The 25,375-nt window shown below is 50.7% G+C and carries 19 protein-coding genes and 1 pseudogene; 17 read left to right on the top strand and 3 right to left on the bottom strand.

Translation table 11 applies throughout. The features are described 5' to 3' along the window. The first annotated feature begins 28 nt into the window (after positions 1–28). Positions 29–688: an SOS response-associated peptidase gene (locus tag B5066_RS08205; RefSeq protein WP_079475460.1), complete on the top strand. Its 660-nt coding sequence runs from the start codon at positions 29–31 to the stop codon at positions 686–688. A gap of 256 nt (positions 689–944) precedes the next feature. Here B5066_RS08205 and B5066_RS08215 read toward each other — a convergent pair whose 3' ends face one another. Next, a complete protein-coding gene (locus tag B5066_RS08215; protein WP_079475462.1) occupies positions 945–1,799 on the bottom strand; it encodes a MurR/RpiR family transcriptional regulator in 855 nt (284 codons plus the stop codon). A 186-nt stretch (positions 1,800–1,985) separates the two neighbouring features. Here B5066_RS08215 and B5066_RS08220 point away from each other — a divergent pair, with 186 nt between their 5' ends. From B5066_RS08220 to B5066_RS08250, 7 genes and pseudogenes are all read left to right on the top strand, one after another. Next, positions 1,986–3,563 carry a gluconokinase gene (locus B5066_RS08220; protein ID WP_079475463.1) on the top strand — a complete coding sequence of 526 codons (1,578 nt, stop codon included), beginning with the start codon at positions 1,986–1,988 and terminating at the stop codon, positions 3,561–3,563. Next, positions 3,560–4,912, top strand: coding sequence for a GntP family permease (locus B5066_RS08225; RefSeq protein WP_079475464.1), 1,353 nt, complete (start codon positions 3,560–3,562; stop codon positions 4,910–4,912). The genes B5066_RS08220 and B5066_RS08225 overlap by 4 nt, the downstream gene beginning before the upstream one ends. 22 nt (positions 4,913–4,934) lie before the next feature. Continuing rightward, complete coding sequence (gene gnd, locus B5066_RS08230) at positions 4,935–5,834, top strand: phosphogluconate dehydrogenase (NAD(+)-dependent, decarboxylating) (protein ID WP_079475465.1); 900 nt, start codon at positions 4,935–4,937, stop codon at positions 5,832–5,834. A gap of 136 nt (positions 5,835–5,970) precedes the next feature. Continuing rightward, positions 5,971–7,989, top strand: coding sequence for a flagellar filament capping protein FliD (gene fliD, locus B5066_RS08235; RefSeq protein WP_079475466.1), 2,019 nt, complete (start codon positions 5,971–5,973; stop codon positions 7,987–7,989). 173 nt (positions 7,990–8,162) lie between these two features. Beyond that, positions 8,163–8,537, top strand: a pseudogene (fliS, locus tag B5066_RS08240) (flagellar export chaperone FliS); the annotation flags it as partial. After that, positions 8,537–8,893, top strand: a complete 357-nt coding sequence (fliT, locus tag B5066_RS08245; protein ID WP_079475467.1) for a flagellar protein FliT — start codon at positions 8,537–8,539, stop codon at positions 8,891–8,893. The pseudogene fliS and the gene fliT, both read left to right, overlap by 1 nt. A 98-nt stretch (positions 8,894–8,991) precedes the next feature. Next, positions 8,992–9,372, top strand: coding sequence for a DUF8042 domain-containing protein (locus B5066_RS08250; RefSeq protein WP_079475468.1), 381 nt, complete (start codon positions 8,992–8,994; stop codon positions 9,370–9,372). Positions 9,373–9,403: 31 nt separating this feature from the next. Here B5066_RS08250 and B5066_RS08255 read toward each other — a convergent pair whose 3' ends face one another. After that, positions 9,404–10,426 (bottom strand): DUF6612 family protein, encoded by a 1,023-nt coding sequence (locus B5066_RS08255; RefSeq protein ID WP_079475469.1) that lies wholly within the window; start codon positions 10,424–10,426, stop codon positions 9,404–9,406. A gap of 84 nt (positions 10,427–10,510) precedes the next feature. Continuing rightward, on the bottom strand, positions 10,511–11,935 hold the full coding sequence (gene pdxR, locus B5066_RS08260) for a MocR-like pyridoxine biosynthesis transcription factor PdxR (protein ID WP_143745412.1): 1,425 nt from the start codon (positions 11,933–11,935) through the stop codon (positions 10,511–10,513). Positions 11,936–12,048: 113 nt separating this feature from the next. Here pdxR and gabT point away from each other — a divergent pair, with 113 nt between their 5' ends. From gabT to B5066_RS08305, 9 genes are all read left to right on the top strand, one after another. Next, entirely contained in the window at positions 12,049–13,359 is a 1,311-nt protein-coding gene (gene gabT, locus B5066_RS08265) for a 4-aminobutyrate--2-oxoglutarate transaminase (RefSeq protein WP_079475471.1), read from the top strand. After that, positions 13,356–14,735, top strand: a complete 1,380-nt coding sequence (locus tag B5066_RS08270) for an APC family permease (protein ID WP_079475472.1) — start codon at positions 13,356–13,358, stop codon at positions 14,733–14,735. Before gabT ends, B5066_RS08270 begins: the two co-directional genes overlap by 4 nt. A gap of 352 nt (positions 14,736–15,087) precedes the next feature. Continuing rightward, a complete protein-coding gene (locus B5066_RS08275) occupies positions 15,088–16,515 on the top strand; it encodes an NAD-dependent succinate-semialdehyde dehydrogenase (RefSeq protein WP_079475473.1) in 1,428 nt (475 codons plus the stop codon). A gap of 225 nt (positions 16,516–16,740) precedes the next feature. Continuing rightward, entirely contained in the window at positions 16,741–17,337 is a 597-nt protein-coding gene (gene hpf, locus B5066_RS08280) for a ribosome hibernation-promoting factor, HPF/YfiA family (protein ID WP_079475474.1), read from the top strand. A gap of 248 nt (positions 17,338–17,585) precedes the next feature. Next, positions 17,586–20,078, top strand: a complete 2,493-nt coding sequence (gene secA, locus B5066_RS08285; RefSeq protein WP_079475475.1) for a preprotein translocase subunit SecA — start codon at positions 17,586–17,588, stop codon at positions 20,076–20,078. Positions 20,079–20,168: 90 nt separating this feature from the next. Beyond that, positions 20,169–21,273 (top strand): peptide chain release factor 2 gene (gene prfB / locus B5066_RS08290; RefSeq protein WP_143745413.1). Its coding sequence is split into 2 segments (ribosomal slippage): positions 20,169–20,240 and positions 20,242–21,273, totalling 1,104 coding nucleotides; the frame shifts between segments, so codons are not numbered across the junction. A gap of 69 nt (positions 21,274–21,342) precedes the next feature. Continuing rightward, positions 21,343–22,221, top strand: coding sequence for a YitT family protein (locus tag B5066_RS08295; protein ID WP_371862270.1), 879 nt, complete (start codon positions 21,343–21,345; stop codon positions 22,219–22,221). 418 nt (positions 22,222–22,639) lie between these two features. Beyond that, positions 22,640–24,100: a S41 family peptidase gene (locus B5066_RS08300; protein WP_079475476.1), complete on the top strand. Its 1,461-nt coding sequence runs from the start codon at positions 22,640–22,642 to the stop codon at positions 24,098–24,100. Positions 24,101–24,164: 64 nt separating this feature from the next. After that, positions 24,165–25,358: a PDZ domain-containing protein gene (locus tag B5066_RS08305; RefSeq protein ID WP_079475477.1), complete on the top strand. Its 1,194-nt coding sequence runs from the start codon at positions 24,165–24,167 to the stop codon at positions 25,356–25,358. The last annotated feature ends 17 nt before the right edge of the window (positions 25,359–25,375 follow it).

A 25,375-nucleotide genomic window follows, 5' to 3' on the forward strand; every position in this document is an offset into this window, starting at 1 on the left:
CATAAACTGTAAAGGGAGGTGCAGCGGTATGTGCGGAAGATACACGTTGTTTCATTCCAGGGAAGCGCTGGAGCGGGCCTTCGGCACATCGTTTCCGGAAGGGCCGGCAAGCTACAATATAGCTCCGTCCCAGAAAGTGATGGCAGTGGCGTCCTCCGCAGAACAGACGAAAGCAGGCTGGCTGCAATGGGGGCTCATTCCTTCTTGGGCAGATGATAAAAAAATCGGACATAAAATGATCAACGCCCGGGCAGAAAGTGTCGATACTAAACCGGCATTCCGCCGCCTGCTCGAACGACGGCGCTGCCTCGTGATTGCTGATGGTTTCTATGAATGGGACCGCGAAGGCGGGACAAAGCAGCCGTACCGAATCACGGTCGATGATGAGGAGCCGTTTGCCTTTGCCGGACTGTGGGACAGATGGGAAGGCAAAAATGAAACAATCACGTCCTGTACGATTATTACGACCGAAGCCAACGATATGATGCAGCAAATTCACCACCGGATGCCGGTCATTCTGAATGAAGAAGCAAGAAAAGTCTGGCTCGATCCTGATGAAACCGATAAAAAAGTGTTGAAGTCACTCCTGCAGCCGTTTGACGCTTCGCGTATGGCCATGTATCCCGTAAGTACTGAAGTAAACAGCCCGAAGCATAATTATGCTGCATTGGTAGAACGTATTGAATAACGATTGCAGCCCGGCTTTTCCTATTTTCAGGAGAAGCCGGGTTGTCTTTTATTTAGGGATCTGCGGAGCAGGGCAGTTCGATGATGTCACCATCGAACTTCCTTACAATAAGGGTGGCTCCGCCTTTCTTGCTGTCCAGCTTTGCCACCCAGCCGTCCAGTCCATTGGCTGCATCCTGACTTCACCGTCTTACGACGCTTCCAGCCAGGATTACGCCAGCTGTCTGGAACGGCTGTTCAGGGTGGCTCCGCTTTTCCTATAGCTTTTTCCGGGCGACGGCTTTACGTATTTTGGCCACGGCTTCCTGAGCCTGGTCTTTCTTTTTGATGCAGTAATTCACATACAGGCCATCGAGCAGGGAGAGTTCGGCAAGTCTGGAGGCGAGGGCTTCGGAGCGGTATTCAGTTTCCCTGGAGATTGTCTGCAGGGTCAGGTCTGCTTTTTGGCTGATCGGCGTTTTCGCATAGCTTGTAATGGCAATAATGCGGGCTCCCTGCTCTTTGGCCACATCCATCGCTTCAAGAACGTCTTCATTGGCTCCCGAATGCGAAATCACAATAGCAACGTCGTTTGGCTTCAGCTGGGATGCGGCCATTACCTGCCAGTGGGCATCGGTATAGGCATGGCTTGGCAGCCCGGTGCGCATAAACTTATGCTGGCCGTCCTGGGCTGTGACGCCGGAGCCGCCGCTTCCATAGAAGTGGAGCTCCGACGCTTCAAGCAGGTACTCGACCGCCTGACGGACGGTGGTCTCATCAAGCACCTCCTGCGTGTAGGTGAGGGCATTTTTGTTGCTTTGAAACACCTTGGCCATCACCTCGACCTCGGTATCGCTTTCCTGGATTGTTTCATGAATATCTTCGATTGGTTCGATAATATCGGAGGCGAGCGCGATTTTCATCGCCTGGTAGCCCTTAAAGCCGAGCCGCTTGCAGAAACGAAACACGGTAGCGTCTGCAAGGGAAAGCTGGTCGGCTACCTGATTGATGGTCGAATGAACGATAGTTTCGGGATTTTGCAGCATATAGTCAGCGATTTGTTTTTCTTTATCACTGAAGCTGTTGTACAGCGATTGGATCCGCTGGCGGACGTGAGTCGTTTCGGTAGCCATAAGTACCCCTCCGGAGGAAAAAGTCTTGCTTATATCATAAAGGAATAAATTTCAATTTTCTATAATAAATCATGAAAAAAATTTTCTTAAAACGCTTGCATAGAATTTTATTTCACGTATAATAACGAATTGAGAAAAATATTTTCATTATCTGAAAGCGTTACCGAAAGCGAGGGAGTAGATGTTATGGCTGAATCACTTACAGCCGGTGTGGATATAGGTACAACGAGTACGAAAACGCTGGCTTATGATACGGAGGGAAAAATCTGGGCGGAACGGGAGCTTGAATATCCAATTTATTCTCCGGACCCGGCCTGGAAGGAGCAGGATCCTTACGAAATTTTGCGTGCCGTTGAACAGACGCTGAAAAACGTCATCGAAGACGTTGCTAAAGAAGGAAAGCATATTGGAACGATCGGCTTCAGCGCTGCGATGCATAGTATTCTTGCAGTGGACGACAGCGGCGAGCCGCTGACGCAGGCGCTTACCTGGGCCGATCAGCGGTCAGTACATGAAACCGAAAAAGTAAAGGCCGAAAACGGGCAGGATATTTTTGAACGTACGGGGACGCCGATCCACCCCATGGCACCGCTCACCAAGATTATGTGGTTTCAGAAATACCGGGAAGAAATCGCTGCAAAGGCAGCAAAGTGGATTTCGGTGAAGGAATTTCTGTTCTATAAATGGTTCGGGGAATACATCGTTGATTACTCTATCGCTTCTGCCTCAGGCCTTTTCAATATCCATAAAAAGCAGTGGGATGACAGAGCGCTGGCGCTTGCCGGTATTACGGAAAACCATTTATCCATACCGGTAAGCACGACGTATCATCGCAGCGACTTGAACAAAGACGTCTGCAAGCGTCTGCATTTGCAGGAAACGACCACAGTCGTAATCGGGGCAAGCGATGGTGTGCTTGCAAACGTCGGGTCCGGGGCGCTCGAGGAAGGTGTGGTTGCGTGTTCGATTGGTACAAGTGGAGCGATACGTACGGTCATCGACCGTCCGTATACGGATCCGAAGGGGCGGATCTTCTGCTATGCGCTCACCGATGAGCTGTGGGTGATCGGCGGCCCAATTAACAACGGCGGTATTGCGCTGCGCTGGATGCGGGATAAAATTATGCCGGATCTAAAGGAACAGTGCCGGAAAAACGGTACAGACCCGTACGACGTACTGACGGAAATGGCAGAAAGCGTGATGCCCGGCTCCGACGGCCTGCTGTTTCTCCCGTATATGACCGGCGAACGAGCTCCGTTCTGGAACAGCGACACCAAGGGCGTGTTCTTCGGACTGACGCTTCATCACGGGCGTGAACAGATGGTCCGGAGCGTCATGGAAGGCGTCATGATGCAAATGTACGCCGTTGTCGTAGCCCTGATTGAGGCCGGTATCAACATTAAGGAATTCCGTGCCAACGGCGGGTTCGCCCGCTCGGAGCTGTGGAAGCAGATGATGGCAGACATATTCGAAAGCGACATTGTCGTTCCGGACAGCCACCAGAGCGCCTGCTTCGGCGCTGCCTGGCTCGCCATGACGGCAACCGGTCAGAAAGAAAGCCTGGACACGATTCACGAGCTTATTCCGATTGAAACACGGCAGTCTCCGATCATGGACAATGTGACGGCGTACCGGGATTTAAAGCCGATCTTTCTGCGGCTTGCACGCAATCTTCAATCTGAATTTTCCGCGATTGCCGACGTGCAGCGTGCACACGCAGAGGGCAAACGCACACTTTCTACTGAAAAAGGAGAAATACTATGACGACTTCAGCACCGTGGCTCATTATTGTAGCCGTTTTAGCAATTGTTGCACTGTTATTTTTAGTTATGAGGACGAAGCTTCAGGCCTTTATCGCTTTGCTCGTCGTTAGTTTCCTCGTCGGGATTGCTGTTGGCATGCCGCCGGGCGAAATTATAACAACCATTGAAGAAGGAATGGGCGGCACTCTCGGATTTATTGCCGTCGTTATCGGTCTTGGGGCCATGTTTGGGGAAATGCTTCGTGTCTCCGGCGGCGCCGAACGCCTGGCACTGACGCTCGTTGATAAATTTGGAGAAAAGAACGTCAGCTGGGCTCTTGCGCTTACAGGCTTTATCGTATCTATTCCCGTCTTTTTGGACGTTGCCCTTGTTATCTTAATTCCAATTGTGTACAGCCTTGTCCGTAAAACGAAAAAATCGCTCGTGTACTACGGTATTCCGCTCGTAGCCGGTCTTGCCGTTACGCACAGCTTTATTCCGCCAACGCCGGGACCGATTTCGGTTGCTTCAATTATCGGCGCTGACCTCGGCTGGGTTATTCTGTTTGGCGCACTTGCCGGTCTTCCGGCAGTAGCGATTGCCGGCCCGATGTTCGGGAAATACATGGCGAAAAAAATCGACATCGGCGTTCCGGAATACATGATGGAACAGATGAGAAACGTCGAGTACGACCGCGAGCTGCCGAGCTTCCGCAGCGTTCTTGCTATCATCCTGCTTCCTCTTGTGCTGATTTTGCTTAACACGGGATCCGGAGTTTTCCTATCAGAAGAAAGCACAGCGTATGAAATACTGTCCTTTATCGGGGATCCGTTCTTCGCCCTGACCGTGGCGGCACTTTTAACCTTTTATGTATTCGGTATCCGCCGGGGTTATTCGAAAGAAGAAGTGCAGCAGATTACGACGAAAGCCCTCGAGCCTGCCGGGATTATTATTCTTGTTACCGGTGCCGGTGGCGTGTTCGGTGAAATGCTGATCCAGTCCGGTGTCGGCGACGTGCTTGCAAATGCGATGGAGAATGCAAACATGCCGATTCTTGTCTTTGCCTTTATAACAGCTGTACTTGTCCGTGTAGCCCAGGGTTCTGCAACTGTTGCGATGGTAACAGCCGCCGGCCTTGTAGCGCCGCTGCTTGAAACATACAACGTCAGCGAGCCGATGCTCGGACTGCTCGTTATTACAATTGCTTCCGGTGCGACAGCCTTCTCCCACGTGAACGACTCCGGGTTCTGGCTAGTCAGCAGGTACTTTGGCCTGAACGAAAAACAAACGCTGCAGACATGGACCGTCATGGAAACAATTATCGGTTTTGTTGGTTTTGGTGTAGCACTGATTTTAAGTATCTTCGTATAAATAGAAAAAGGGAGTGGAGAACATGAAAGCAGGAATTATTGGATTAGGTAAAATGGGGTACAATATCGGTCTGCAGATGCTTGATAAAAATCATGACGTTGTTGCCTACGATCTGTCCGAAGAATTTCGCAGCAGTTTTCAAAACGACGGAGGCGGCACGGCCTCTTCGGTGCAGGATCTGGTGGACCAGCTTCCAAAGCCGCGTATCATCTGGGTGATGGTGCCGGCGGGGGATGCCACGGATCAGGTGCTTACCGAAACGGCCTCGTACCTCGATGAAGGAGACATTTTAATCGACGCCGGCAACTCTCACTATAAGCGGACGCTTGCTCATTATGAAGCGCTTGAAGCAAGAGGAGTCCACTTCTTTGATGTTGGTACAAGCGGCGGCATTTCCGGTGCCAGAAACGGCGCCTGCCTGATGATCGGCGGACGCAAGGACATTTTTCCGGTATTGGAGCCGCTCATGCAGGACCTGTCGGTGGAGAACGGTTATCACTACACCGGGGAAGGCGGCAGCGCCCACTATCTGAAAATGGTGCATAACGGCATCGAATACGGCATGATGGCCGCGATGGGCGAAGGGTTTGAACTGCTTGAAAAAGGGCCGTTTGACTACGACTACGAGCAGGTGGCCCGCGTCTGGAACAACGGCTCGGTCATCCGCGGCTGGCTGATGGAACTGATGGAGGAAGCCTTCCGCGGTGATGCCAGGCTCGATGATATCCGCGGCGTGATGCATTCCTCCGGCGAAGGCAAGTGGAGCGTAGAGTCTGCGCTTGAATACGAGGCAACGACCCCGGTCATTGCGCTCTCGCTTATGATGCGCTATCGTTCGCAGGAAACCGATACCTTTAACGGCAAGGTGGTTGCAGCTCTCCGTAAAGGGTTTGGCGGCCATGCCGTTGAAAAAAGTGAATAGCAATGTCCCAGAGGCCCGGAGGTAATCCGGGTCTTTTTTCATATTTTAGAAAAACTGCGTTAAATGCTTCAACTGGCTTTCGTTATTTCCGATAGTAACAATAACGAAGAAAACGGCAGAAGGGAGCCTATCATTCATGCGAGTATCCGGGTTTGCTTCAGGAATGGATATTGACCAGGTAGTTAAAGATTTAATGCGTGCGGAGCGCCAGCCGATCAACAAGCTGAATCAAAAGAAGCAGACGCTCGAGTGGCAGACGGAAATGTACCAGGAAGTCAACAAACAGTTTTTTGATTTCCGGAATACGATTTTTGATTCGATTATGAAGAAGTCCTCGATGACAGCCCGCTCGGCCACCTCCACCAATGAAAGCCGGGTGAGCGCCACGGCTTCAGCCAGTGCCGGCAACGCCACTTATTCCATCAGCGAAGTCAAGCAGCTGGCCAAATCAGCGTCGCAGAGCAGCTTTGAACGGGCGACCGGTCCCGGTTTTTCCGCTTCGGAGGCTATCGGCAGCCAGACATTTGCGACCGGGAAAGAACCGCAATGGAGCAAAGGCGTGATTCAAAGCAAAACAATCAACGCCGACGGCAGCACGTCCTACAGTGTGGAAGGCAGCAAGCTTAAACAAAATTCGGACGATATGATCGTGAAGGTGAGCGGCAAGCAGTACGAGGTGGTAACCGGCACGGATCCGCTCGAGCCTGGTCAGGTACGGGCCAGCTTTAACAGCGACCAGATTGATTTGGAGTTTAGTTCGGCGGTGACGAGCGGCAAAAGCATCAGCGTCCAGTATGCCGCGACCAATGAAACCAAAACAATTGACGCAGCTACCGCGACTTCTTCCTTTTCGCTCGGCAAAGGGGCGATTGACCCAGAGACGCTGGATATCAGCGTAAACGGAGGCGCCGCACTGACGATTGTCACGGATCCGGAGCAGGAGCTTAAGACCGGGGAAGCCTATGTGGATACGAAAACCGGCAGAGTCACGCTCGGCGAAGCGGTAACCGGAACGATTGAAGCGACATTCACCCAGCAGTATTCTACCAATACGATTACCACCTTTGATAAAGACGGTAAGGAGCAGAAAAATAAATTCACGTTCACAAGTGCGCAGTCGATGAACAATATTATGAGCACGATCAGCTCTTCCGGGGCGGGCGTTAGTGCGTTTTATGACGAACATTCCGGCAAAGTGGCGCTCACCCGGTCGGAGACAGGCGATTTTAACAAAAACGGCGATGAAATGCTTTTTTCAGGGGGATTTCTTAACAACACCCTGGGCCTGAACAACGTAGAAGGTGAGTCCCGCCAGGGCGAACAAAATGCTGTGTTTACGATGAACGGACTCGAAACCGAGCGGCCCAAAAATACGTTCGAGGTCAACGGGATGAGCATTACGCTTAAAGAAACGTTTGCTGAAACGGACGGGGCGGTAACGCTTGGCTCCGATACGAACACTGACGGTGTTATGGATACAGTTAAAGGCTTCATCGAAGAATATAATAAAATTATCGAAGATGTAAACGGCAAGCTGAATGAAAAAGTAAACCGGGATTTTAAGCCGCTCAGCGATGAACAAAAAGAAGAAATGAGCGAAAAGGAAATTGAGCTGTGGGAGGAAAAAGCCCGGAGCGGCCTGCTCCGCAGCGACAGCTCCATATCGAACGTCATGAACAATATGCGTTCGCTTTTATATGAGCAGGTAAACGGCACCGATTCAGCCTATAATACGCTCTATTCGATCGGCATTACGACAAGCTCAAGCTACACGGATAACGGCAAGCTCGAAATCGACGAAGCCAAGCTGCGCCAGGCGATTGAAGACGACAGTGAAGGAGTTTACCAGCTGTTTGCCGCGAGCGGTTCCACAACAGAAACCCAGGGTCTCGCCCGCCGGATGAGAGAAACGCTCGACAACGGGGTGACCGCGCTTGCTGAACGGGCAGGGGGATACAAAGGCAAGCTGCTTCCGCACCAGTTTACGCTCGGACGCAATATGGAAAACATCGAAGATCGCATCGCCCAGTTTGAGGACCGGATGGTGTCGGTGGAAAACCGGTATTACCGCCAGTTTACGGCGATGGAGCAGGCGATGAGCCGGGCGAACTCGCAGTCTAACTACTTGATGCAGTTTATGAACAATGGCCAGTAAGAGTAGAACCTTCTTGAGGAGGAAGAAAATATATGAGTTTTAACCAGGCACAGGCGATGTACCAGCAGGCAATGAAGCAGACGACTTCTCCCGAAAAAGAAAAGCCGAAGAAAACATTTTCTTCAAAACAGGCAGTCTCTGCCCCGAGACCGGCGTCAGTTAAAGCCAACCCTTATCAGCAGCAGGCAATGCAGACCGCTTCGCCGGGAGAGCTTACGCTTCTTTTATACAACGGCTGCTTGAAATTTCTCCAAAAAGCGGAGAAGGCGATGAACGAGGGAAAAGTGGAAGAGAAAAACAAGCTGATGATCCGGGCGCAGAACATTATCGGGGAACTGATGATTACGCTGAAAACGGATAGTGAGATTGGCAATAGCATGATGCAGATGTATGATTACATGTACCGACGGTTAATTGAGGCGAATGTGAGCAATGATACAAAGGTTCTGCAGGAGATTTACGGCCTTGTGGAAGAGTTTCGCGATACGTGGAAGCAGGCAATGCAAAAAGACCGGGAGCTCCGTTTCCGCGAAGGTGGCCGGGCGTAATGAGCGTTGTTCGTAAACTTTATGTCACGACCCGGGAGCTGTACGAGAAAGTGGCGCAGCCTATGCCAGTTAATGAACAGCCGAGGGATGAGTACATCGAAAGCGTGGACCTTTTCCTGCAGGCGCGGGACCAGCAGCTGAAAGGCCTGCCGCCTGTGGAGAAATGGACGGAGGCCGAGCGGCAGCTTGGGGAAGAAACGATTAAAATGAATCGTTATATTGATGGCCGTCTTGCCAGCTGGAAGCAGGTCATCCAGGAAGAGCTGCAGGGATCGCGCCAGAAACGCCGTCATATGGGGAAGTATGAGCAAAGTGGTGCGACGGCATCGGCCTATTTTTTCGACAGCAAAAACTAATACATAAAACCTTTGGGCCTGGTCCTGAAGGTTTTTTATATGTATTGAGGGCTGATTATGTTATAACCACGGTAAAGGATAAAAAGGGGCAGATAATGATGAGTGAGCATCTTCGCCGGGCAGAAGCAACATTTCTTCAGCAGTACAGTGACTGGCTGCAGATGGTACAGGAAAGCATGGTACAGGTGACAGGGTTTTACCGGGAAGGGTTCGAAGACAACGGTGATCGCCTGCTGGACAGCACGACCAGAGAATCCTCGCTTTTTTCCTCGAAGACAGTGACGATGGCCTATTTGTTCGGGCAGGAAGAGGAGTGGAGGCAGGATCTCGAAGCCTTTGAGCAGGCGACCGAAGAAGTACGGAGCCTGATCAAGGCAGAAACAATGAGCAGTGAAGAAAAAATGCGCTACGTCGCTTCGGTGTATATGCCGGTTCTTGAGCGCTGGAAGCTGCGGGTAACAGCGCTTGCGCGTAAATAAACAGGCAGAGATAAGCCTCTCTGCCTGTTTATTATTCATCACTGCCCTGCTCAGAAAGAGGCGGCAGGCCGAGCTTCTGTTCAAGCGTCGGCAAAGAACCGTGCTCGATCATCCAATTCGCCGGCTGGCGGTCGGGATACATAAGCTCGGCAATGCTCTGGCCTTCGATTTGGCTGAACCGTTCGCCTTCCTCCCATTCCCGCAGATTTTCAAAATTCAGCTCTTCCGCTGTAGCGACGACGTTGGACGGAGCGCTGATCGTCTGTTCATTGTTCACTTCATCATAGGTGAAGGTAAGAGACTGAGTGGATGAAGAAGTCTGCGGGCTCTGAGAGTTATTCATGGTAATTTTAAAATCTGCCTGGATGCTTTTCGTCTGCATTGAGTCTTTATCAATAGTGATGGTATAGACTGTATCTTCCAGGTTTCCAGTGAACAGCATATCATCAATCAAGCTGTCAAAGTCGTCATTGGTAAACCCGACCGTACTTTTAACTAGTTCCCGCATTTGATCAGAATTGCCACGCGCCTCAATGATATATTCCGATTCCTGTTCCTCCAGCTGAAAATCTGAAGCATATGCTTCAATTAGCTCGAGTACAGCTGCCGGCTCCCCGATAGATTGGCTCGAAGCGCTCAGATCCCCGGTGAATTCGTCTGGATATTTGATCCATTCTTTTTCTGCAGAATCGTATGTGAAAAAGCCCTCGGCTGTCAGGTAGCGTTCAATTTCCTTCGGCTCCTGTTCGGTCGTCTGCAGTGTCGAAGTTTCATGATAGGCAAACGGCTCCGTGCCTACCTCCACGTTAGAGGTAAGTTCGTTAGTAACCGGATCCTCCTGGCCGGGGCCGATCGTCTGGGCCATATTTATATTAATAGAATAACGATTTAATTCCTGCATATAGTCAATACTTTCAGAAAGAACCTCGTCAGAAGCCGGTTCCTCATCTGAAGCTTGGTTTTCCGGCGTATCTGGTTCATTGTTAATGGATGAACATCCTATCGGAAGGACGAGACTTAAAGAAACAAGAAGTACGCCAAATGACTTCCTCATGGAATCTCCGACCTCCATCTAAAATTCATTTTACATATTCCCTAAGAATACCACACTTTTACATAAAAAAGAATAAGACCTCGTTCACGTTAATCTTCCACTGCCTTCCAGAGAGGGAAAGCAGGCACGGTGTAGTGCCCGGACAGCTTCAGGCAAAGATGCCTTTTCAAGCCGGGCAAACCCGATCACAAGCGTTGCCGGAGCCTGCTCCGGATATTTCATAAACCGGTCAATGCCATACAGTTCGAGCTTGCCCGCGGCGGCCCGGCCTAAAATAGACGCCAAAGAGTCCTTCGTCTGCACATGCAGAAGAAAGTGAAGGCCCGATTTTTCGCCTTGAATGGAGGCGTGGCTGCCGAACACCTGATGAATTTCATGAATCAAAAGCTCCCGGATCTCTCCGTAATGGCGGCTCATACGCCGAACATGCTTCCGGTATTCGCCGGTTTCAATAAAACGGGCAAGGGTCTGCTGGTGAAGAGAAGACGCTGTTTGAATCAAGTGCGTGCCCTCCTCCTGAAAAGCCGCTGCGAGTGCGGGGGGCAGAACCATGTAGCTGATCCTAAGGCCCGGGAGAAGAGATTTGGAATAGGTGCCCATGTAGACGACGCGGTCCTGCTTATCAAGGCTTTGCAGAGCCGGGATCATGTCTCCTTCATAGCGGAATTCTGAATCGTAATCATCTTCAATAATATAGCGATCCGCCTTTTCATAGCACCAGTTCAGCAATTGAATCCGGCGGGAAACCGGCATGATGGAACCGAGCGGCATCTGATGGGAAGGAGTGACAATGACGGTGTCGGATGCTGTATTCTGCAGCGCTTTAGTCTGAAGCCCGTGGCGATCGACAGGCAGGAGTTCGGTGCGCTGCCCGCTTTTTTCAAGCAACAGCCGGATCCGCTGGTATCCAGGGTCTTCGAGGGCGTAGGAACGATCAGGGCCAAGAAGATGCACAAGCAGCTGCAGCAGCGCCTGGGTACTGGCCCCGATAATGATCTGCTCCGGACGGCATTCCACTCCTCTCATCTGCCGGACAGAATAGCTGATAGCTGTTCGGAGGCGCTCCGCTCCAGCGGGCGGGTCGATGTCACACCAGGAGTCAAGAGAGGCATCGGCGGCTGCCTGCTCAGCTTTTCGCCATTGCTTGAATGGAAAGCGGAACGCATCAACACTCATATGGGAAAAAGAATACGTATAATCCTGTGCACTCGGCGGCGCAGGTTCATTCGCCGCTGGCAGAGAAGGGGCGCCGAGGGAAAGGGGCTCCAGGCGTTCTACAAAATAGCCTTTTCGCTCTGCTGTATAAATGTAACCCTCGGCATGCAGCTGCATATAAGCAGAAAGCACGCTGTTCTGGCTTACGGAAAGGGTCTCTGCAAGCGAACGCTTAGAAGGAAGCTGCGTATTGGCAGATAATCTTCCCGATAAAATTTCCTGCTGAAACCATTGATATATTTGCTTATAAATAGGTGAAACCTTGTCATGGCGGGAAATAGGGATATAAAACAATGTAATGTCACGCTCCGGCTGGTACCATTTATTTTTCGTAACTGGTTCTACTCATGATACCAAAATAATTATACAATTGCGAAAAATAAAAACAATTAGGAGGCTTCGTTTCGATGGAAGCACTGCATCAGACATGGCAGGAAAAAAGAGATCAATACGTACCAAAAAGTATCGGGAACGGAAACCGCTCAATTGCAGCCAGCGGGCAGGGGGCAACAATCATTGATGAAAACGGAGCGGAGTTCATTGATTTCGCTGGTGCCATCGGCACAATGAACGTGGGACATTCGCATCCAAAAGTTGTGGAAGCGGCCAAAAAACAGATGGACAAGATCACGCACCCTGGGTTTAATGTAATAATGTACGACTCGTATATTGAACTGGCGGCTCGCCTGAGCAACCTTGCTCCGGGGGCAGAGGCGAAGAAAACAGCATTGTTTAACAGCGGGGCGGAAGCCGTGGAAAATGCGGTGAAAATCGCCCGGAAGGCAACTGGGCGGTCAGGAGTGCTCACATTCGAACGCGGTTTTCACGGACGCACAAATATGACCATGGCAATGACAGCAAAGGTAAAGCCTTATAAGCACAAGTTCGGGCCGTTCAGCCCGGAGGTGTATCATGCACCGTATCCATATATGTTCCGCCGCCCGGCTTCGATGACAGAACGCGAATACGAGCAGCACGTCATCGAAGAGCTGGATCTTTTTTTGAAAACAGAAGTAGCTCCTGATGAACTGGCCTGCATTGTGATGGAGCCCGTACAGGGAGAAGGAGGATTTATCGTTCCGCCGGCATCGTTTGTGCGCTATGTAGCGGAGCTGTGCCGCGATCACGGGATTCTGTTTGTTTCAGATGAGATTCAGGCAGGGTTTGCGCGTACTGGGAAATGGTTTGCCATCGAGCATTTCGGGGTTGAGCCCGATCTGATCACTGTTTCCAAGTCGCTTGCTGCCGGTTTTCCGCTCAGCGGAGTCATTGGAAAAGCAGAAGTGATGGACGCCGCCGGGCCTGGGGAAATCGGCGGAACTTACTGTGGAAATCCAGTGGCATGCGAGGCCGCACTTGCCGTGATCAACATAATTGAATCCGAAAGGCTGAACGAGCGGGCAGAATGGCTCGGCGCGAAGTGGGAGCAATACGCGGGTGAATGGGAAAAGTCTTACAGCTGGATCCGGGGCACTCGCCGCCTGGGCGCGATGGCCGCATTTGAAATTGTGAAGGCAGACGGTCTCACTCCGGACCCTGAAAAAACCGCCCGGGTGACGAAGAAAGCAAATGAACATGGCCTGCTGCTTTTATCCGCCGGTGTGCATGGAAATGTAATTCGTTTTCTGGCCCCGATTGTCATCACAGAAGAAGAGCTTTCCAAAGGGGTGGAAAAGCTTGAATTTGTGTTGAAGGAGATAGAAGGAGAGGTAATATGAATCAGAAAGTATTGAATCAAAAGGATGTCCTGTTTCTCGCCCTTGGCGCTATGCTTGGCTGGGGGTGGGTGGTGCTCTCCGGTACATGGATCATGGAAGCGGGTTCTCTCGGTACTACAGCAGCTTTTCTTATCGGCGGTATTCTTGTGGCCCTGATTGGACTTACCTACGCTGAACTCGCCTCGGCAATTCCGGAGTCCGGAGGAGGCCTGGTCTTCGTAGAACGTGCATTTGGCCGGAGTGCAGCCTTTGTGGCTGCATGGGGAATTCTGCTTGGTTATGTGTCAGTGGTCACGTTTGAAGCAGTGGCGCTGCCGACGGTTATCGACTATATACTGCCGCAGGACCATGCCGGCTATTTATGGACGCTGAACGGCTGGGAGGTTTATGCGACGTGGGTGCTTATTGGCTCTGGAGGCGCAGTAGCCATGACGGCGCTTAACTACTTCGGAATCAAGCCGGCATCATTTTTCCAGTCCATCTTTACACTCGTTATTGTTGGTACGGGCGTCCTGCTTTTGGGAGGCGCTGTATTTAATGGTGATTACGGCAACGTGCAGCCGTTTTTCCAGGATGGGTCTGCTGGAGTGTTTGCTGTACTTGTCATGGTGCCGTTTCTTTTTGTCGGCTTTGACGTTATTCCACAGGTAGCTTCTGAAATCAAAGCACCAGGAAAAAGCATTGGCAGGATTCTGATTATTTCTATCGTAACAGCCGTTATTTTTTACCTGCTGATTGCTTTTGGTGTGACTCTCGGGCTTGGGCCGGAGGAATTGGCAGGCTCTTCCTTAGCTACAGCGGACGCAATGGTGAACCTTCTGGGCAGCCAGGTGTTTGGAACGATCCTCGTGCTTGGGGGCGTTGCCGGCATTATTACAAGCTGGAATGCTTTTATTATCGGCGGGAGCCGTGTGCTCGGTAAAATGGCGGACCGGAAAATGATGCCAGCCTGGTTTGGCAAAAAACATCCAAAATACGGCACCCCGTCCAACAGTATTCTTTTCCTTGGTGCTCTGGCGTTTATAGCGCCACTGCTCGGCCGGCCAGCGCTCGTATGGATTGTTGATGCCGGAGGGATTGGAATTGTCGGTGGATATTTACTCGTTTCTATGGCCTTTCTTCGGTTGCGCAAAACAGAACCTGCGCTTGAACGTCCGTTTCGCATTGGTCCGTATAAAATTGTAGGATGGCTGGCGGTGATTTTGAGTACAGGATTTGTGCTTCTGTACTTTCCGGGTATGCCGGCAGCGCTTATCTGGCCGTATGAATGGATTATTTTAGGTGGATGGATTTTAATGGGGGCAGTGCTGTACGCGGTACAAAAACCGGTCTATCAAAAGGAAGAAGAAAGCTCCTTCAGCAGTAAGAGACCATAAGAAAGAACCCCGGCGGAAACCGGGATTCTGGTGTCCGGCACGGCCGCTTAGACAAGGGGAGCGGCGCCCGGACGGACAGAACAGTGTGGGAGGTTGCTGCTGTCAGAGGTATGAGGGGAAATATGTAGAAGAGAGCAGCCGAAGCGCTGCTGCCTGGTACTATCATATGTTCTGACCCCCCGGAATACAAGGGGATCTGCCTCTTTAGGCTTTATTTTAAAATAGGAGTGCTTTCACATGTCCTATTCTAAAATAGGAAGCAGACGATTTAGGAATGAGCAGAATAATAAATGGAATTTGCGGGTATAGAATGAACGATGCACATTCACGCATGAAAGGGAGTAATGATTGTATGTTTGGAAAAATATATATTAACGGTGAATGGAAAGAGGCAGACGAAGGAACCTTGGACGTTATCAATCCGGCGAATGGGGAAGTAGTCGGTGAGACCGCCAACGCAGGAGAAGCAGAAACGAAGGAAGCGATCAATGCTGCGCACGAAGCGTTTGATTCCTGGTCGAAAACGACCGCGTACGAACGCGCAGACATTCTCCGCAAGATTCACGGCCTGATGATGGAGCGCCAGGATGAACTCGGTGAACTGCTGACCAGGGAAATGGGGAAACCTCTTGCAGAGGCTAAAGGGGAAGTAGCCTATGCGGCTTCCTTTATTGAATGGTACGCGGACGAAGCCAAACGGGTTTATGGCGAAACGATTCCCTCCGGCTCGGAAAACAAGCGGCTGATGGTGATTCACCAGCCCGTCGGCGTCGTCGGTGCGATTACGCCGTGGAATTTCCCGCAGGCGATGATCACCCGTAAGGTAGGACCGGCCCTGGCTGCAGGCTGCACGATCGTGCTGAAGCCGGCGAAAAATACGCCGCTATCCGCCGTTCGCTTCGTGGAAATCTGTGAAGAGGCGGGTGTGCCCAAAGGCGTGATCAACCTGGTGACAGGCCAAAGCTCGTCAGCGATCGGCAATGAATTAATGTCGAACGAAAAAGTACGAAAAGTCACCTTTACCGGCTCTACCGAAGTCGGAAGCAATTTGATGGAGCAGGGTGCTCAGGATATTAAAAAGCTGTCGCTCGAACTCGGCGGCCATGCGCCGGCCCTTGTGCTTGATGATGCGGACATTGGCAAAGCGGTAAATGGCGTCGTGGCTTCGAAATTCCGTGCCTCCGGCCAGACATGCATCTGCGTCAACCGGGTGTATGCTGATGAAAAGGTATACGAAGAATTTGTGGAAAAATTTGCAGATGCCTGCAAAGACCTGAAAGTCGGCGACGGCATGGACGAAAATGTAAAGGTCGGCCCGCTGATTGATAAAGATGCGTATGATAAAGTTGAGCGCCACGTTCAGGACGCCGTCGATAAAGGTGCGAAAGTCGTCACGGGCGGCAACGGCTATGAAAAAGACGGCGGCTACTACTTTGAGCCAACCGTGCTCCGTGACGTTAACCATGATATGATCATCATGCATGAAGAAACATTCGGGCCGGTGGCGCCGGTGCAGAAAATCACCAATGATGAAGAGGGCGTCAAGCTGGCGAACACGACGCCATTCGGGCTTGCTTCGTATTTCTTTACCGAAAACATGTCCCGGGGCATGAAAGTGGCCGAAGGACTCGAGTACGGGATTGTCGGCTGGAACGACGGCGGCCCGTCCGCTGCCCAGGCACCATTCGGGGGCTGGAAGCAGAGCGGTGTTGGACGCGAAGGCGGCCGTCAGGGCATCATGCCGTTTCTCGAAACCAAATATATTTCGATAGGACTATAATAGGAAAATGAGCTGTGCCGGAGCGTTCCGGTACAGCTTTTTTTATAATAAGTACCAGATTAAGTTACCGGTGACATTTAAAAGGGTTTTATCTGTTTCATAAGTCCTGAGACCCTATTGTTAAGCCACATTCTTTTCACTTTCTAAAAAATTTTGTTGTTTGAAAAGGATTTCGCAACAGGAATATAGAAAGTAGACACATAACGATAAGGAGGGGTTCACTTGATGAACTTTAACATTCGCGGGGAAAACTTAGAGGTGACTCCAGCTCTTCGAGGTTACGTAGAAAAGAAAGTAAGTAAGCTTGAACGTTATTTTGATACGACCCCTGTGGCGGACGTCCATGTGAATATGGAAGTTCAAAACAGCGAGAAAATTTTAGAAGTGACTATCCCTATGCCGCAGCTGCTCCTCCGTGCAGAAGAAACGCATACGGATATGTATGCGGCGATCGATCTTGCGACGGATAAGCTCGAACGGCAGATTCGAAAATATAAAACGAAAGTCAACCGCAAGTTCCGCCAAAACGGCAAAACCTCGGAAGTGTTTAAAACCAACATTGAAGAATTAAACGATGAAATTGCCAATGGCGGCGTAAAAGAAGCTCCTTTGACTGATGAAGTAACAGAAGAGGACGACGGTCTTGAAATCGTCCGGACTAAACGGTTTAACCTAAAACCGATGGATACCGAAGAAGCAATCCTGCAAATGGATATGCTCGGCCATAACTTCTTTGTTTTTGCTAATTCTGTCAGCGGTGATACCTCAGTCGTGTACAGACGTCGCGACGGACGCTACGGCTTAATTGAACCGGAAGAATAAATATATGCATTTACAAGTCCTGTGCTGAAAAGCGCAGGGCTTGTTTTGGTTTTACCGCGAGCACGGGTTCTCGTTGTAACAATAGCGGAATACTGTTAAAATGTACGATGATGCTTAGAAATACAACGATTCATTTATATATGAAAAAACAGATAAATTAAGCTTTACGCACTCCTTAACAATCAAAAATTATGCGCGTCAATCGTATTTCGGCTAGATGGTACGAAAGAGAGGACGATGATTAAACCATGAGAGGTTTATTGAAGAAAGTCATTGGAGATACAAACCAGAAATATGTAAAAAAACTGGAGAAAAAAGCCGAAAAAATAGAAGCTTTTTATGAAGATGTCCAGGTTTTGAGCGATGAGGACCTTGTCCGTAAAACAGAAGAGTTTAAAGAGCGCTACCAAAAGGGCGAAAAGCTGGAACAGCTGCTTCCGGAAGCATACGCTGTGGTGGCAGAAGCGTCGACACGAGTGCTCGGCATGACCCCTTTCCGCGTACAGCTGATGGGCGCTATCGTATTAAACGATGGCGATATTGCTGAAATGAAGACGGGGGAAGGGAAGACCCTCGTTGCTACCATGCCGGTTTATTTAAACGCAATTACCGGCAAAGGCGTGCACGTTGTTACGGTCAACGACTACCTGGCCAAGCGTGACAGTGAAACGTTAGGGGAGCTGTACCGGTTCCTCGGGTTGACCGTCGGCCTGAATTTAAAAGACATGAGTAAAGAAGCAAAACGGGATGCTTACCTGGCTGATATTACGTATGGAACAAACAACGAGTTCGGCTTTGACTACCTGCGGGACAATATGGTGCTGTATAAGGAACAAATGGTGCAGCGGCCGCTGCATTTTGCGCTCGTGGATGAAGTTGACTCGATTTTGATCGACGAAGCGAGAACACCGCTGATCATTTCAGGCTCGGTGGAGCAGTCGACCAAACTGTACGCTGCGGCGAATGTGTTTGTGAGTCGGCTGAAGGAAGAGCGGGATTATACGATCGATGAAAAAACTAAAACAGTGCTTTTGACCGACGAAGGCGTCACGCGGGCAGAAAAAGCTTTTCAAATCGAAAATCTGTACGACCAGCAGCACGTGCAGCTGCTGCACCATATTAACCAGGGGCTGAAGGCCCATGTGACGATGCACCGTGACGAGGATTACGTGGTTCAGGACGGTAAGGTTGTTATTGTGGACCAGTTTACCGGACGTCTGATGGCCGGCCGCCGGTACAGTGAAGGCCTCCACCAGGCCATTGAGGCGAAGGAAGGCATGCGGGTACAGAAAGAAAGCATGACGCTCGCATCAATTACGTTCCAGAACTACTTCCGCATGTATCAAAAGCTCGCCGGCATGACCGGGACAGCGAAAACGGAAGAAGAGGAATTCCGCAATATTTACGGCACGGATGTTATTTCAATTCCGACCAATAAGCCGGTGGTCCGTGAAGATAAATCCGATTTGATCTTTAAGACCCGGGAAGCAAAATACCGGGCGGCAGCGGAAAAGATCGCTGAACTGTACGAAACCGGCCAACCCGTGCTTGTCGGTACGGTAAACGTGGATACGTCAGAGCTGATCTCACGCTATCTGAAAAAGAAGAACGTGCCTCATAACATCCTGAATGCAAAAAATCACGAAAATGAAGCGAAAATTATTGAAAATGCCGGTCAGCGGGGAGCCGTCACCATTGCGACCAACATGGCCGGGCGTGGGACTGACATCAAGCTCGGGGACGGCGTCGCTGATCTTGGTGGACTGTTTGTCATTGGCACCGAGCGGCACGAAAGCCGCCGGATCGACAACCAGCTCCGCGGCCGTTCCGGGCGCCAGGGAGACCCGGGGGCTTCCCAGTTTTACCTGTCAATGGAAGACGAGCTGATGCGCCGGTTTGGCTCTGATAACATGCGCGGCATGATGGAACGCCTGGGCATGGAGGAAGACCAGCCGATCGAAAGCAAGCTCGTCACCCGTGCAGTGGAACAGTCACAAAAGCGGGTGGAAGGAGCCAACTATGACTCCCGGAAACAGATCCTGCAGTACGACGACGTTATGCGTGAACAGCGTGATATTATTTATGCCCAGCGGATGGAAGTGCTTGAGTCTGACAATCTGAGAGGCATTGTGCTCCGTATGCTGGAATCTACGGTGAAAAATATCGTTGCGGCTTATACGCCGGTGGAACAGGTGCCGGAGGACTGGGACCTTGAAGGCATGCTTCATTATCTGAATACGACCGTACTGAACGAGGGCGACTTGACCGAGCAGGATGTGAAAGGCCTCGAACAGGAAGAAGTCGTTGAAAAAGTATGGGAAACAGCAAAAGGCAACTATGAAGCAAAAGAACAGGAATTTGACGAAGAATCCATGCGGGAATTCGAAAAGGTGCTGCTTCTCCGTTCGGTCGACCGGAAGTGGATGAACCATATTGATCAGATGGATCAGCTTCGCCAGGGCATCCACCTGCGGGCCTACGGCCAGAACGACCCGCTTCGGGAATACAAATTCGAAGGCTTTAACATGTTTGAAGACATGATCGCCTCGATTGAAGAAGAAGTAGCCACGTACGTAATCAAATCAGAAGTGAACGAAGAGAATCTGCAGCGCCAGGAAGTCGCTAAAGGAAAAGCAGTGCGGCAGGACGAGCAGGAAGCAGAACAAGAACAGCAGAAAAATAAGAAGAAAACAGCGCCGGCAAACGGGAACCGGAAAATGCCGGTGCCGAACAAACGGTAGCAGTATACGAGAAACGGCAGCATGAATCCCCGAAGTGCTCAGCTTCGGGTTTTTTCCTTGCCACCTACATTCAGAAAGGAGATTTCTTACATGGATATGGCAGAAATTCGAAACGAACTTGAAAATATGGCTAAGCGATTAGCGGACTTTAGGGGGTCTCTTTGACTTCGAAGTAAAGGAAGAGCGCATCAGCGAACTCGAAGAAAAGATGACCCACCCCGGCTTCTGGGACGACCAGGATGCTTCTAAGAAAGTTATTGATGAAAACAATGCATTAAAGGATATTACTGAAGGTTACCGTCGTCTTGAAGAGCAGCATGAGAACCTGGAAGTATCCTACGAGCTTGTGAAGGAAGAAGACGATGAAGATTTAAAAGAAGAGCTCGAATCAGGCACAAGGCAGTTGAAAAAAGACATTAACGATTTTGAACTGCAAATGCTTCTCAGCGAGCCGTACGATAAAAATAACGCGATCCTGGAGCTCCATCCCGGTGCGGGCGGTACCGAATCCCAGGACTGGGCGTCCATGCTGCTTCGGATGTACACCCGCTGGGCAGAAAAGAAAAACTATACGGTGGAAACCCTGGATTATCTTCCGGGGGACGAAGCCGGCCTGAAAAGCGTCACCATGATGATCAAGGGCTACAACGCCTACGGCTTTCTGAAAGCAGAAAAGGGCGTGCACCGGCTCGTGCGGATTTCACCGTTTGACTCTTCAGGGCGCCGGCATACCTCCTTTGTCTCCTGCGAAGTTATGCCGGAAATGGAAGACTCCGTAGAGGTGGAAGTGCGGACGGAGGATTTAAGAATCGATACGTACCGGGCGAGCGGGGCCGGCGGTCAGCACGTAAACACCACGGATTCCGCAGTGCGGATTACCCACCTGCCGACAAATATCATCGTCACGTGCCAAAACGAACGGTCCCAGCTGAAAAACCGGGACCAGGCGATGAAAATGCTGCGGGCAAAGCTGTATCAGCGCCAAATCGAAGAACGTCAGCAGGAAATGGATGAAATCCGCGGGGAACAGAAAGAAATTGGCTGGGGAAGCCAGATTCGTTCCTACGTGTTTCATCCGTACAACATGGTAAAAGACCATCGGACCAATGTCGAAATGGGCAACACGCAGTCAGTGATGGACGGCAACCTGGATCCGTTTATCGATGAATACCTGCGGGCGAGCATGAAAGTATAACAGAAGGCAAAATCAGCAGCCTGCGTTCGCGCAGGCTCTTTTTACGTCAAACTAAAAGGAGGAACTAAAGTGGCAAACCGAAGAAGAAAACCAATGTCAAAAACAGCATTGAAATGGGTCAACGGGTTCCAAATCTTTACTGGAACGGCTGTAGTAGCTGTTTCATATAACGCTTTTTTACTGCCGAACTCGATTGCATCTGGAGGAGTAAGCGGTTTGGCGACCCTGCTGGAGGCCGCACTGAATGTAGAGCCGGCGGTAACAATCGGTATCACCAATGTCCTCCTCTTCATCCTTGGTCTCCTGCTTCTTGGGGGACTTCAGTACGGTGCGAAAACGATCATCGGAACGCTTTTTTTGCCGTTTATTGTTTATTTCACCAGGAACTGGGACATTGGAATTGATGACCCGCTGCTTGGCGCGTTATTTGGCGGAATCGGAGTAGGCTTTGGGCTCGGACTGGTTTTTCGAGCCAGCGCTTCGACCGGAGGCACAGATCTTTTAGCTCAAATCATTCATAAATACGCCGGGGGGACGCTCGGTACCTCGGTCTTTATTATGGATGGACTGATTGTTACGGGCTCGGCATTCATTTTTGGCCTGGAGTTCGCGCTATACGCCCTTATTTCGTTATTTGTTACGGGAAGAACCATTGATGTCGTGCAGACCGGGCTGGGCTATGCGAAGGTAGCGTTTGTGATTACGAAGCATGAAGAAACGGTTCGCAAGTCTATTTTAAAAGAAGTGGATCGCGGGGTGACCAAGCTCGAAGGACGGGGAGGCTTTACCGACGATTCACGCCCCGTACTGATGTGCGTTGTTAACCGGGGGGAAGTCACCCGGCTGAAGCGCGTGATTCAGCTGCAGGACCCCGAAGCATTCGTAGTTGTAAGCAATGCTTCAGAGGTGCTGGGCCAGGGATTTGAAAATCAGGGCAACTCTGTGTAAAAAAGCGGCAGCGCCAACATTGTGTTTCGGAACCACAGAAGTTCATGCTACACTAAAGAAAAGTGGAAAGGCGTCGATAGGAGTCTTCTCTGGCTGTCAGTTCTCTGCCTGGAACTGCCGAAAGGCAGAGAAGGCAGAGGAAGACAACGGAAGAAGCGACTGCGCCTTGAAACTGGACAGCAAGAAAAGCGCAGAGTGTTTGTTCACCACCGGGGACGACTCGCCGTTTTCAATCGGCTTGAGACGAAGTCGCAAACGAGTTGAAAATGCGAATGGACCCGGATGGTAACACTCGAAGCTGGACGAAAAGAAAAGCGCAGAGTGTTTGTTTAAATTGGAGGAACAGCCCGCGCAGCTGATTCCTCTTTCATATAGTCTATGGTTTGGTTATGACTTTAATAAAGCTGGAGTGAAATAGATGAAGAAAAACATCAAAGTGACGGCAGCAATTCTGGTCACAGCAGCGGCAGCCGGGACCGGGGGTGCAGCCGTAGGTGCTTCTGTCTGGGGAGGAGATTCGGGAGCGTCCTCCTCCGCCTTGTCCGAATCCGGTTCGGACAGTGGAGCGCAAAACGTGTCAGAAGAGGACTTAAACAAAATCAGTTCAGTGTATGATCTGATTGACTCCGAATACATGAGAGAAGTGGACGATGATGCGTTGGTGCAGGGGGCAATCGAAGGAATGATCGGAGAACTCGATGACCCTCACTCCAGCTACATGAGCGAAAGCACAGCACAGGAATTTACGCAGTCGCTGGATTCGTCCTTTGAAGGCATCGGGGCTGAAGTAAATAAATCGGGGGATGCAGTAACGATCGTTTCACCAATCGACGATTCCCCGGCAGAAGCCGCCGGACTGCAGCCCAATGATGATATTTTGGAAATTAACGGAGAAAGCACTGAAAACCTTGAACTTAATGAAGCGGTTCTGAAGATCCGCGGAGAAAAAGGAACGAACGTGAATCTCACTGTACAGCGCGGAAGCGACGAGCCTTTTAATGTTGAAGTGGAGCGCGACGAAATTCCGATCGAAACCGTAGAAGGTGAAGTGATTGAGCAGGACGGCGAAAGCATCGGTTATTTGAATGTCTCGTCATTTTCTGAAAATACAGCCAATGAATTCGAAACCCAGCTCGAACAGGTGGAGAGTGAAAACATTGATGGCCTGGTGATCGATGTCCGCGGAAATCCAGGTGGATATTTAAACGCGGTGGAAGATATCGGCAGCATGATTATCCCGGGCGGCGAGCCCGTGGTGGAAATTGAAGACCGTGAAGGCACGATTTCAGAAGTGACCTCCTCTTTAGAGGAGAACAAAGACTATCCGGTAGTTGGTGTGATTGATCAGGGAAGTGTGTCTGCTTCTGAAATTCTGGCAGCTGCGATGAAGGAGTCCGGAGGCTTTGAACTAGTAGGGCAGACGACCTATGGCAAAGGAACGGTGCAGCAGGTAATGGAGCTTGATGATGGAAGCGATGTGAAGCTGTCTGTCTCTAAATGGCTGACTCCGGATGGAAACTGGATTAATGAAGAAGGCGTGAAGCCGACCATTGAGCAAGAGCAGCCCGACTATTTCCAGGCATCTATTTTATCCATTGATGAAGCTCTGGAGCCGGATACGACCGGTGAAAACATTGCTACCGCACAAACGCTTTTAAAAGGAGCCGGGTTTGACCCGGGACGTGAGGACGGGTACTACAGCAAAGAAACAGAAGCAGCGGTACAGGATTTCCAGGAGGAACAGAAAGATTTGGAAGCCACTGGGACACTGACGCCGGAAACAGCAGATGCGCTGAATGATTTTGTGCTTGAAAATGTCCAGAACAGGGACAACGACAAGCAGCTGCAGCGCGCGCTTGATACAGTCACAGAACAATAAATGAAATCTGAATGATAACGGTGGCCGGGGCCTGCCCGGTCCGAAGAAAAGGGGGAAATAGTGGATGCAGGGAATAATCGGTGAAATTGGTCCTGCGTTAGCGTGGTTTTTTCTGAACCCGCTGACTTACATAATGATAGCAGCTATGCTTATGACTGGTTATCTCCGGGTGAAAAGAGAGCGGAAAATGTTTCATGCAAAAATGTATCCAATGCTGATGGAATTGACGATGAGTGTTATTCCGGCGATAGTAATTGCTGCTTTTGTTTCTGTTATTACTATCGTTACGGGCATTTCACTGCCTCTTGGAGCAGTCCTGCTTGCGATGGTGCTCAGTGCTCTTTTGGCAGTGTCAGGACTGTACCGCTTACTGACAGCGCTGCACGTCTGGGGAGGGGCATTTTTGGCTGCCCTTGCTTTGGATGCTGCCGGGATAGCGGTGCCTTTTTTCTCCGCTGGGTCATGGCTTGGAAACGGCTTTGATGCTTTTTCCCTGATGGTCTGGCTTGCAGTGCTCACGCTTGCCGAAGGCATTTTGGTTGTCTGGAACGGGGTGAAGTTTTTTTCTCCGCTTCGGACAGTAAGCCGCCGCGGCAAGCCGATCGGCGGCCAGGTCACGCACCGTCTCTGGATGCTCCCTGTATTTTTGTTTATCCCGGGAAGTGCTATAGAGGCGGGAGGCTGGTGGCCGCTGCTTCCTGGAGGTGCGGCTTTTTCCCTTCTTTTACTTCCGGCAGTAATCGGCATACGTATGAAAACCTTTGATCGTTTGGCGGCCGTGCAGGTGCGCTCTGCCGGCTGGTGGATTATAAGAATATCAGTCCTTACCGGTGCCGGGGCAGCACTTGCTTATTTTTACAGCGGATGGGCCGTTCCGGTAATGGTGGCCGTGCTGATTCTGCTGCGGGAATGGGTAACTATTGCTGCCGGCAGCTCAGCTAAAAGCAATTTTCTTTACACTCTCCGGGGCGACGGAATCTCAGTACTTGCTGTACTGCCGGAGTCTCCCGCAGACCGGATGCACATTAAAGCGGGAGAAGTCATTCGCCGGGTGAACAGTGAAAAAGTATATGATGAAGCAAGCCTTTACCGGGCTGTGCAAAAAAATTCCGCCTACTGCCGGCTGGATGTGGAGGATATTAACGGAGAACTCCGTCAGGCACAGGCGGCGCTTTACAGTAATCAGCATCACCAGCTGGGCATACTCATGATTAATAAAGAACAAACTGCGCCGGAAAACATGCATACGGCCCAGTAAAACAGAACCCCCTCCCG

This window comes from Marinococcus halophilus, from assembly GCF_900166605.1.
GTDB classification, from domain to species: domain Bacteria; phylum Bacillota; class Bacilli; order Bacillales; family Marinococcaceae; genus Marinococcus; species Marinococcus halophilus.

Excerpts from the sequence above, each read along its gene's own strand:
- B5066_RS08305 (WP_079475477.1), top strand. The coding sequence starts at position 24,165 with ATGCAGGGAATAATCGGTGAAATTGGTCCTGCGTTAGCGTGGTTTTTT.
- B5066_RS08300 (WP_079475476.1), top strand. The coding sequence starts at position 22,640 with ATGAAGAAAAACATCAAAGTGACGGCAGCAATTCTGGTCACAGCAGCG.
- B5066_RS08215 (WP_079475462.1), bottom strand. The coding sequence starts at position 1,799 with ATGGCTACCGAAACGACTCACGTCCGCCAGCGGATCCAATCGCTGTAC.
- B5066_RS08205 (WP_079475460.1), top strand. The coding sequence starts at position 29 with ATGTGCGGAAGATACACGTTGTTTCATTCCAGGGAAGCGCTGGAGCGG.
- hpf (WP_079475474.1), top strand. The coding sequence starts at position 16,741 with ATGAACTTTAACATTCGCGGGGAAAACTTAGAGGTGACTCCAGCTCTT.
- gabT (WP_079475471.1), top strand. The coding sequence starts at position 12,049 with ATGGAAGCACTGCATCAGACATGGCAGGAAAAAAGAGATCAATACGTA.
- fliT (WP_079475467.1), top strand. The coding sequence starts at position 8,537 with ATGAGCGTTGTTCGTAAACTTTATGTCACGACCCGGGAGCTGTACGAG.
- secA (WP_079475475.1), top strand. The coding sequence starts at position 17,586 with ATGAGAGGTTTATTGAAGAAAGTCATTGGAGATACAAACCAGAAATAT.
- B5066_RS08225 (WP_079475464.1), top strand. The coding sequence starts at position 3,560 with ATGACGACTTCAGCACCGTGGCTCATTATTGTAGCCGTTTTAGCAATT.
- B5066_RS08255 (WP_079475469.1), bottom strand. The coding sequence starts at position 10,426 with ATGAGGAAGTCATTTGGCGTACTTCTTGTTTCTTTAAGTCTCGTCCTT.
- B5066_RS08275 (WP_079475473.1), top strand. The coding sequence starts at position 15,088 with ATGTTTGGAAAAATATATATTAACGGTGAATGGAAAGAGGCAGACGAA.
- B5066_RS08270 (WP_079475472.1), top strand. The coding sequence starts at position 13,356 with ATGAATCAGAAAGTATTGAATCAAAAGGATGTCCTGTTTCTCGCCCTT.
- B5066_RS08220 (WP_079475463.1), top strand. The coding sequence starts at position 1,986 with ATGGCTGAATCACTTACAGCCGGTGTGGATATAGGTACAACGAGTACG.
- gnd (WP_079475465.1), top strand. The coding sequence starts at position 4,935 with ATGAAAGCAGGAATTATTGGATTAGGTAAAATGGGGTACAATATCGGT.
- B5066_RS08250 (WP_079475468.1), top strand. The coding sequence starts at position 8,992 with ATGAGTGAGCATCTTCGCCGGGCAGAAGCAACATTTCTTCAGCAGTAC.
- fliD (WP_079475466.1), top strand. The coding sequence starts at position 5,971 with ATGCGAGTATCCGGGTTTGCTTCAGGAATGGATATTGACCAGGTAGTT.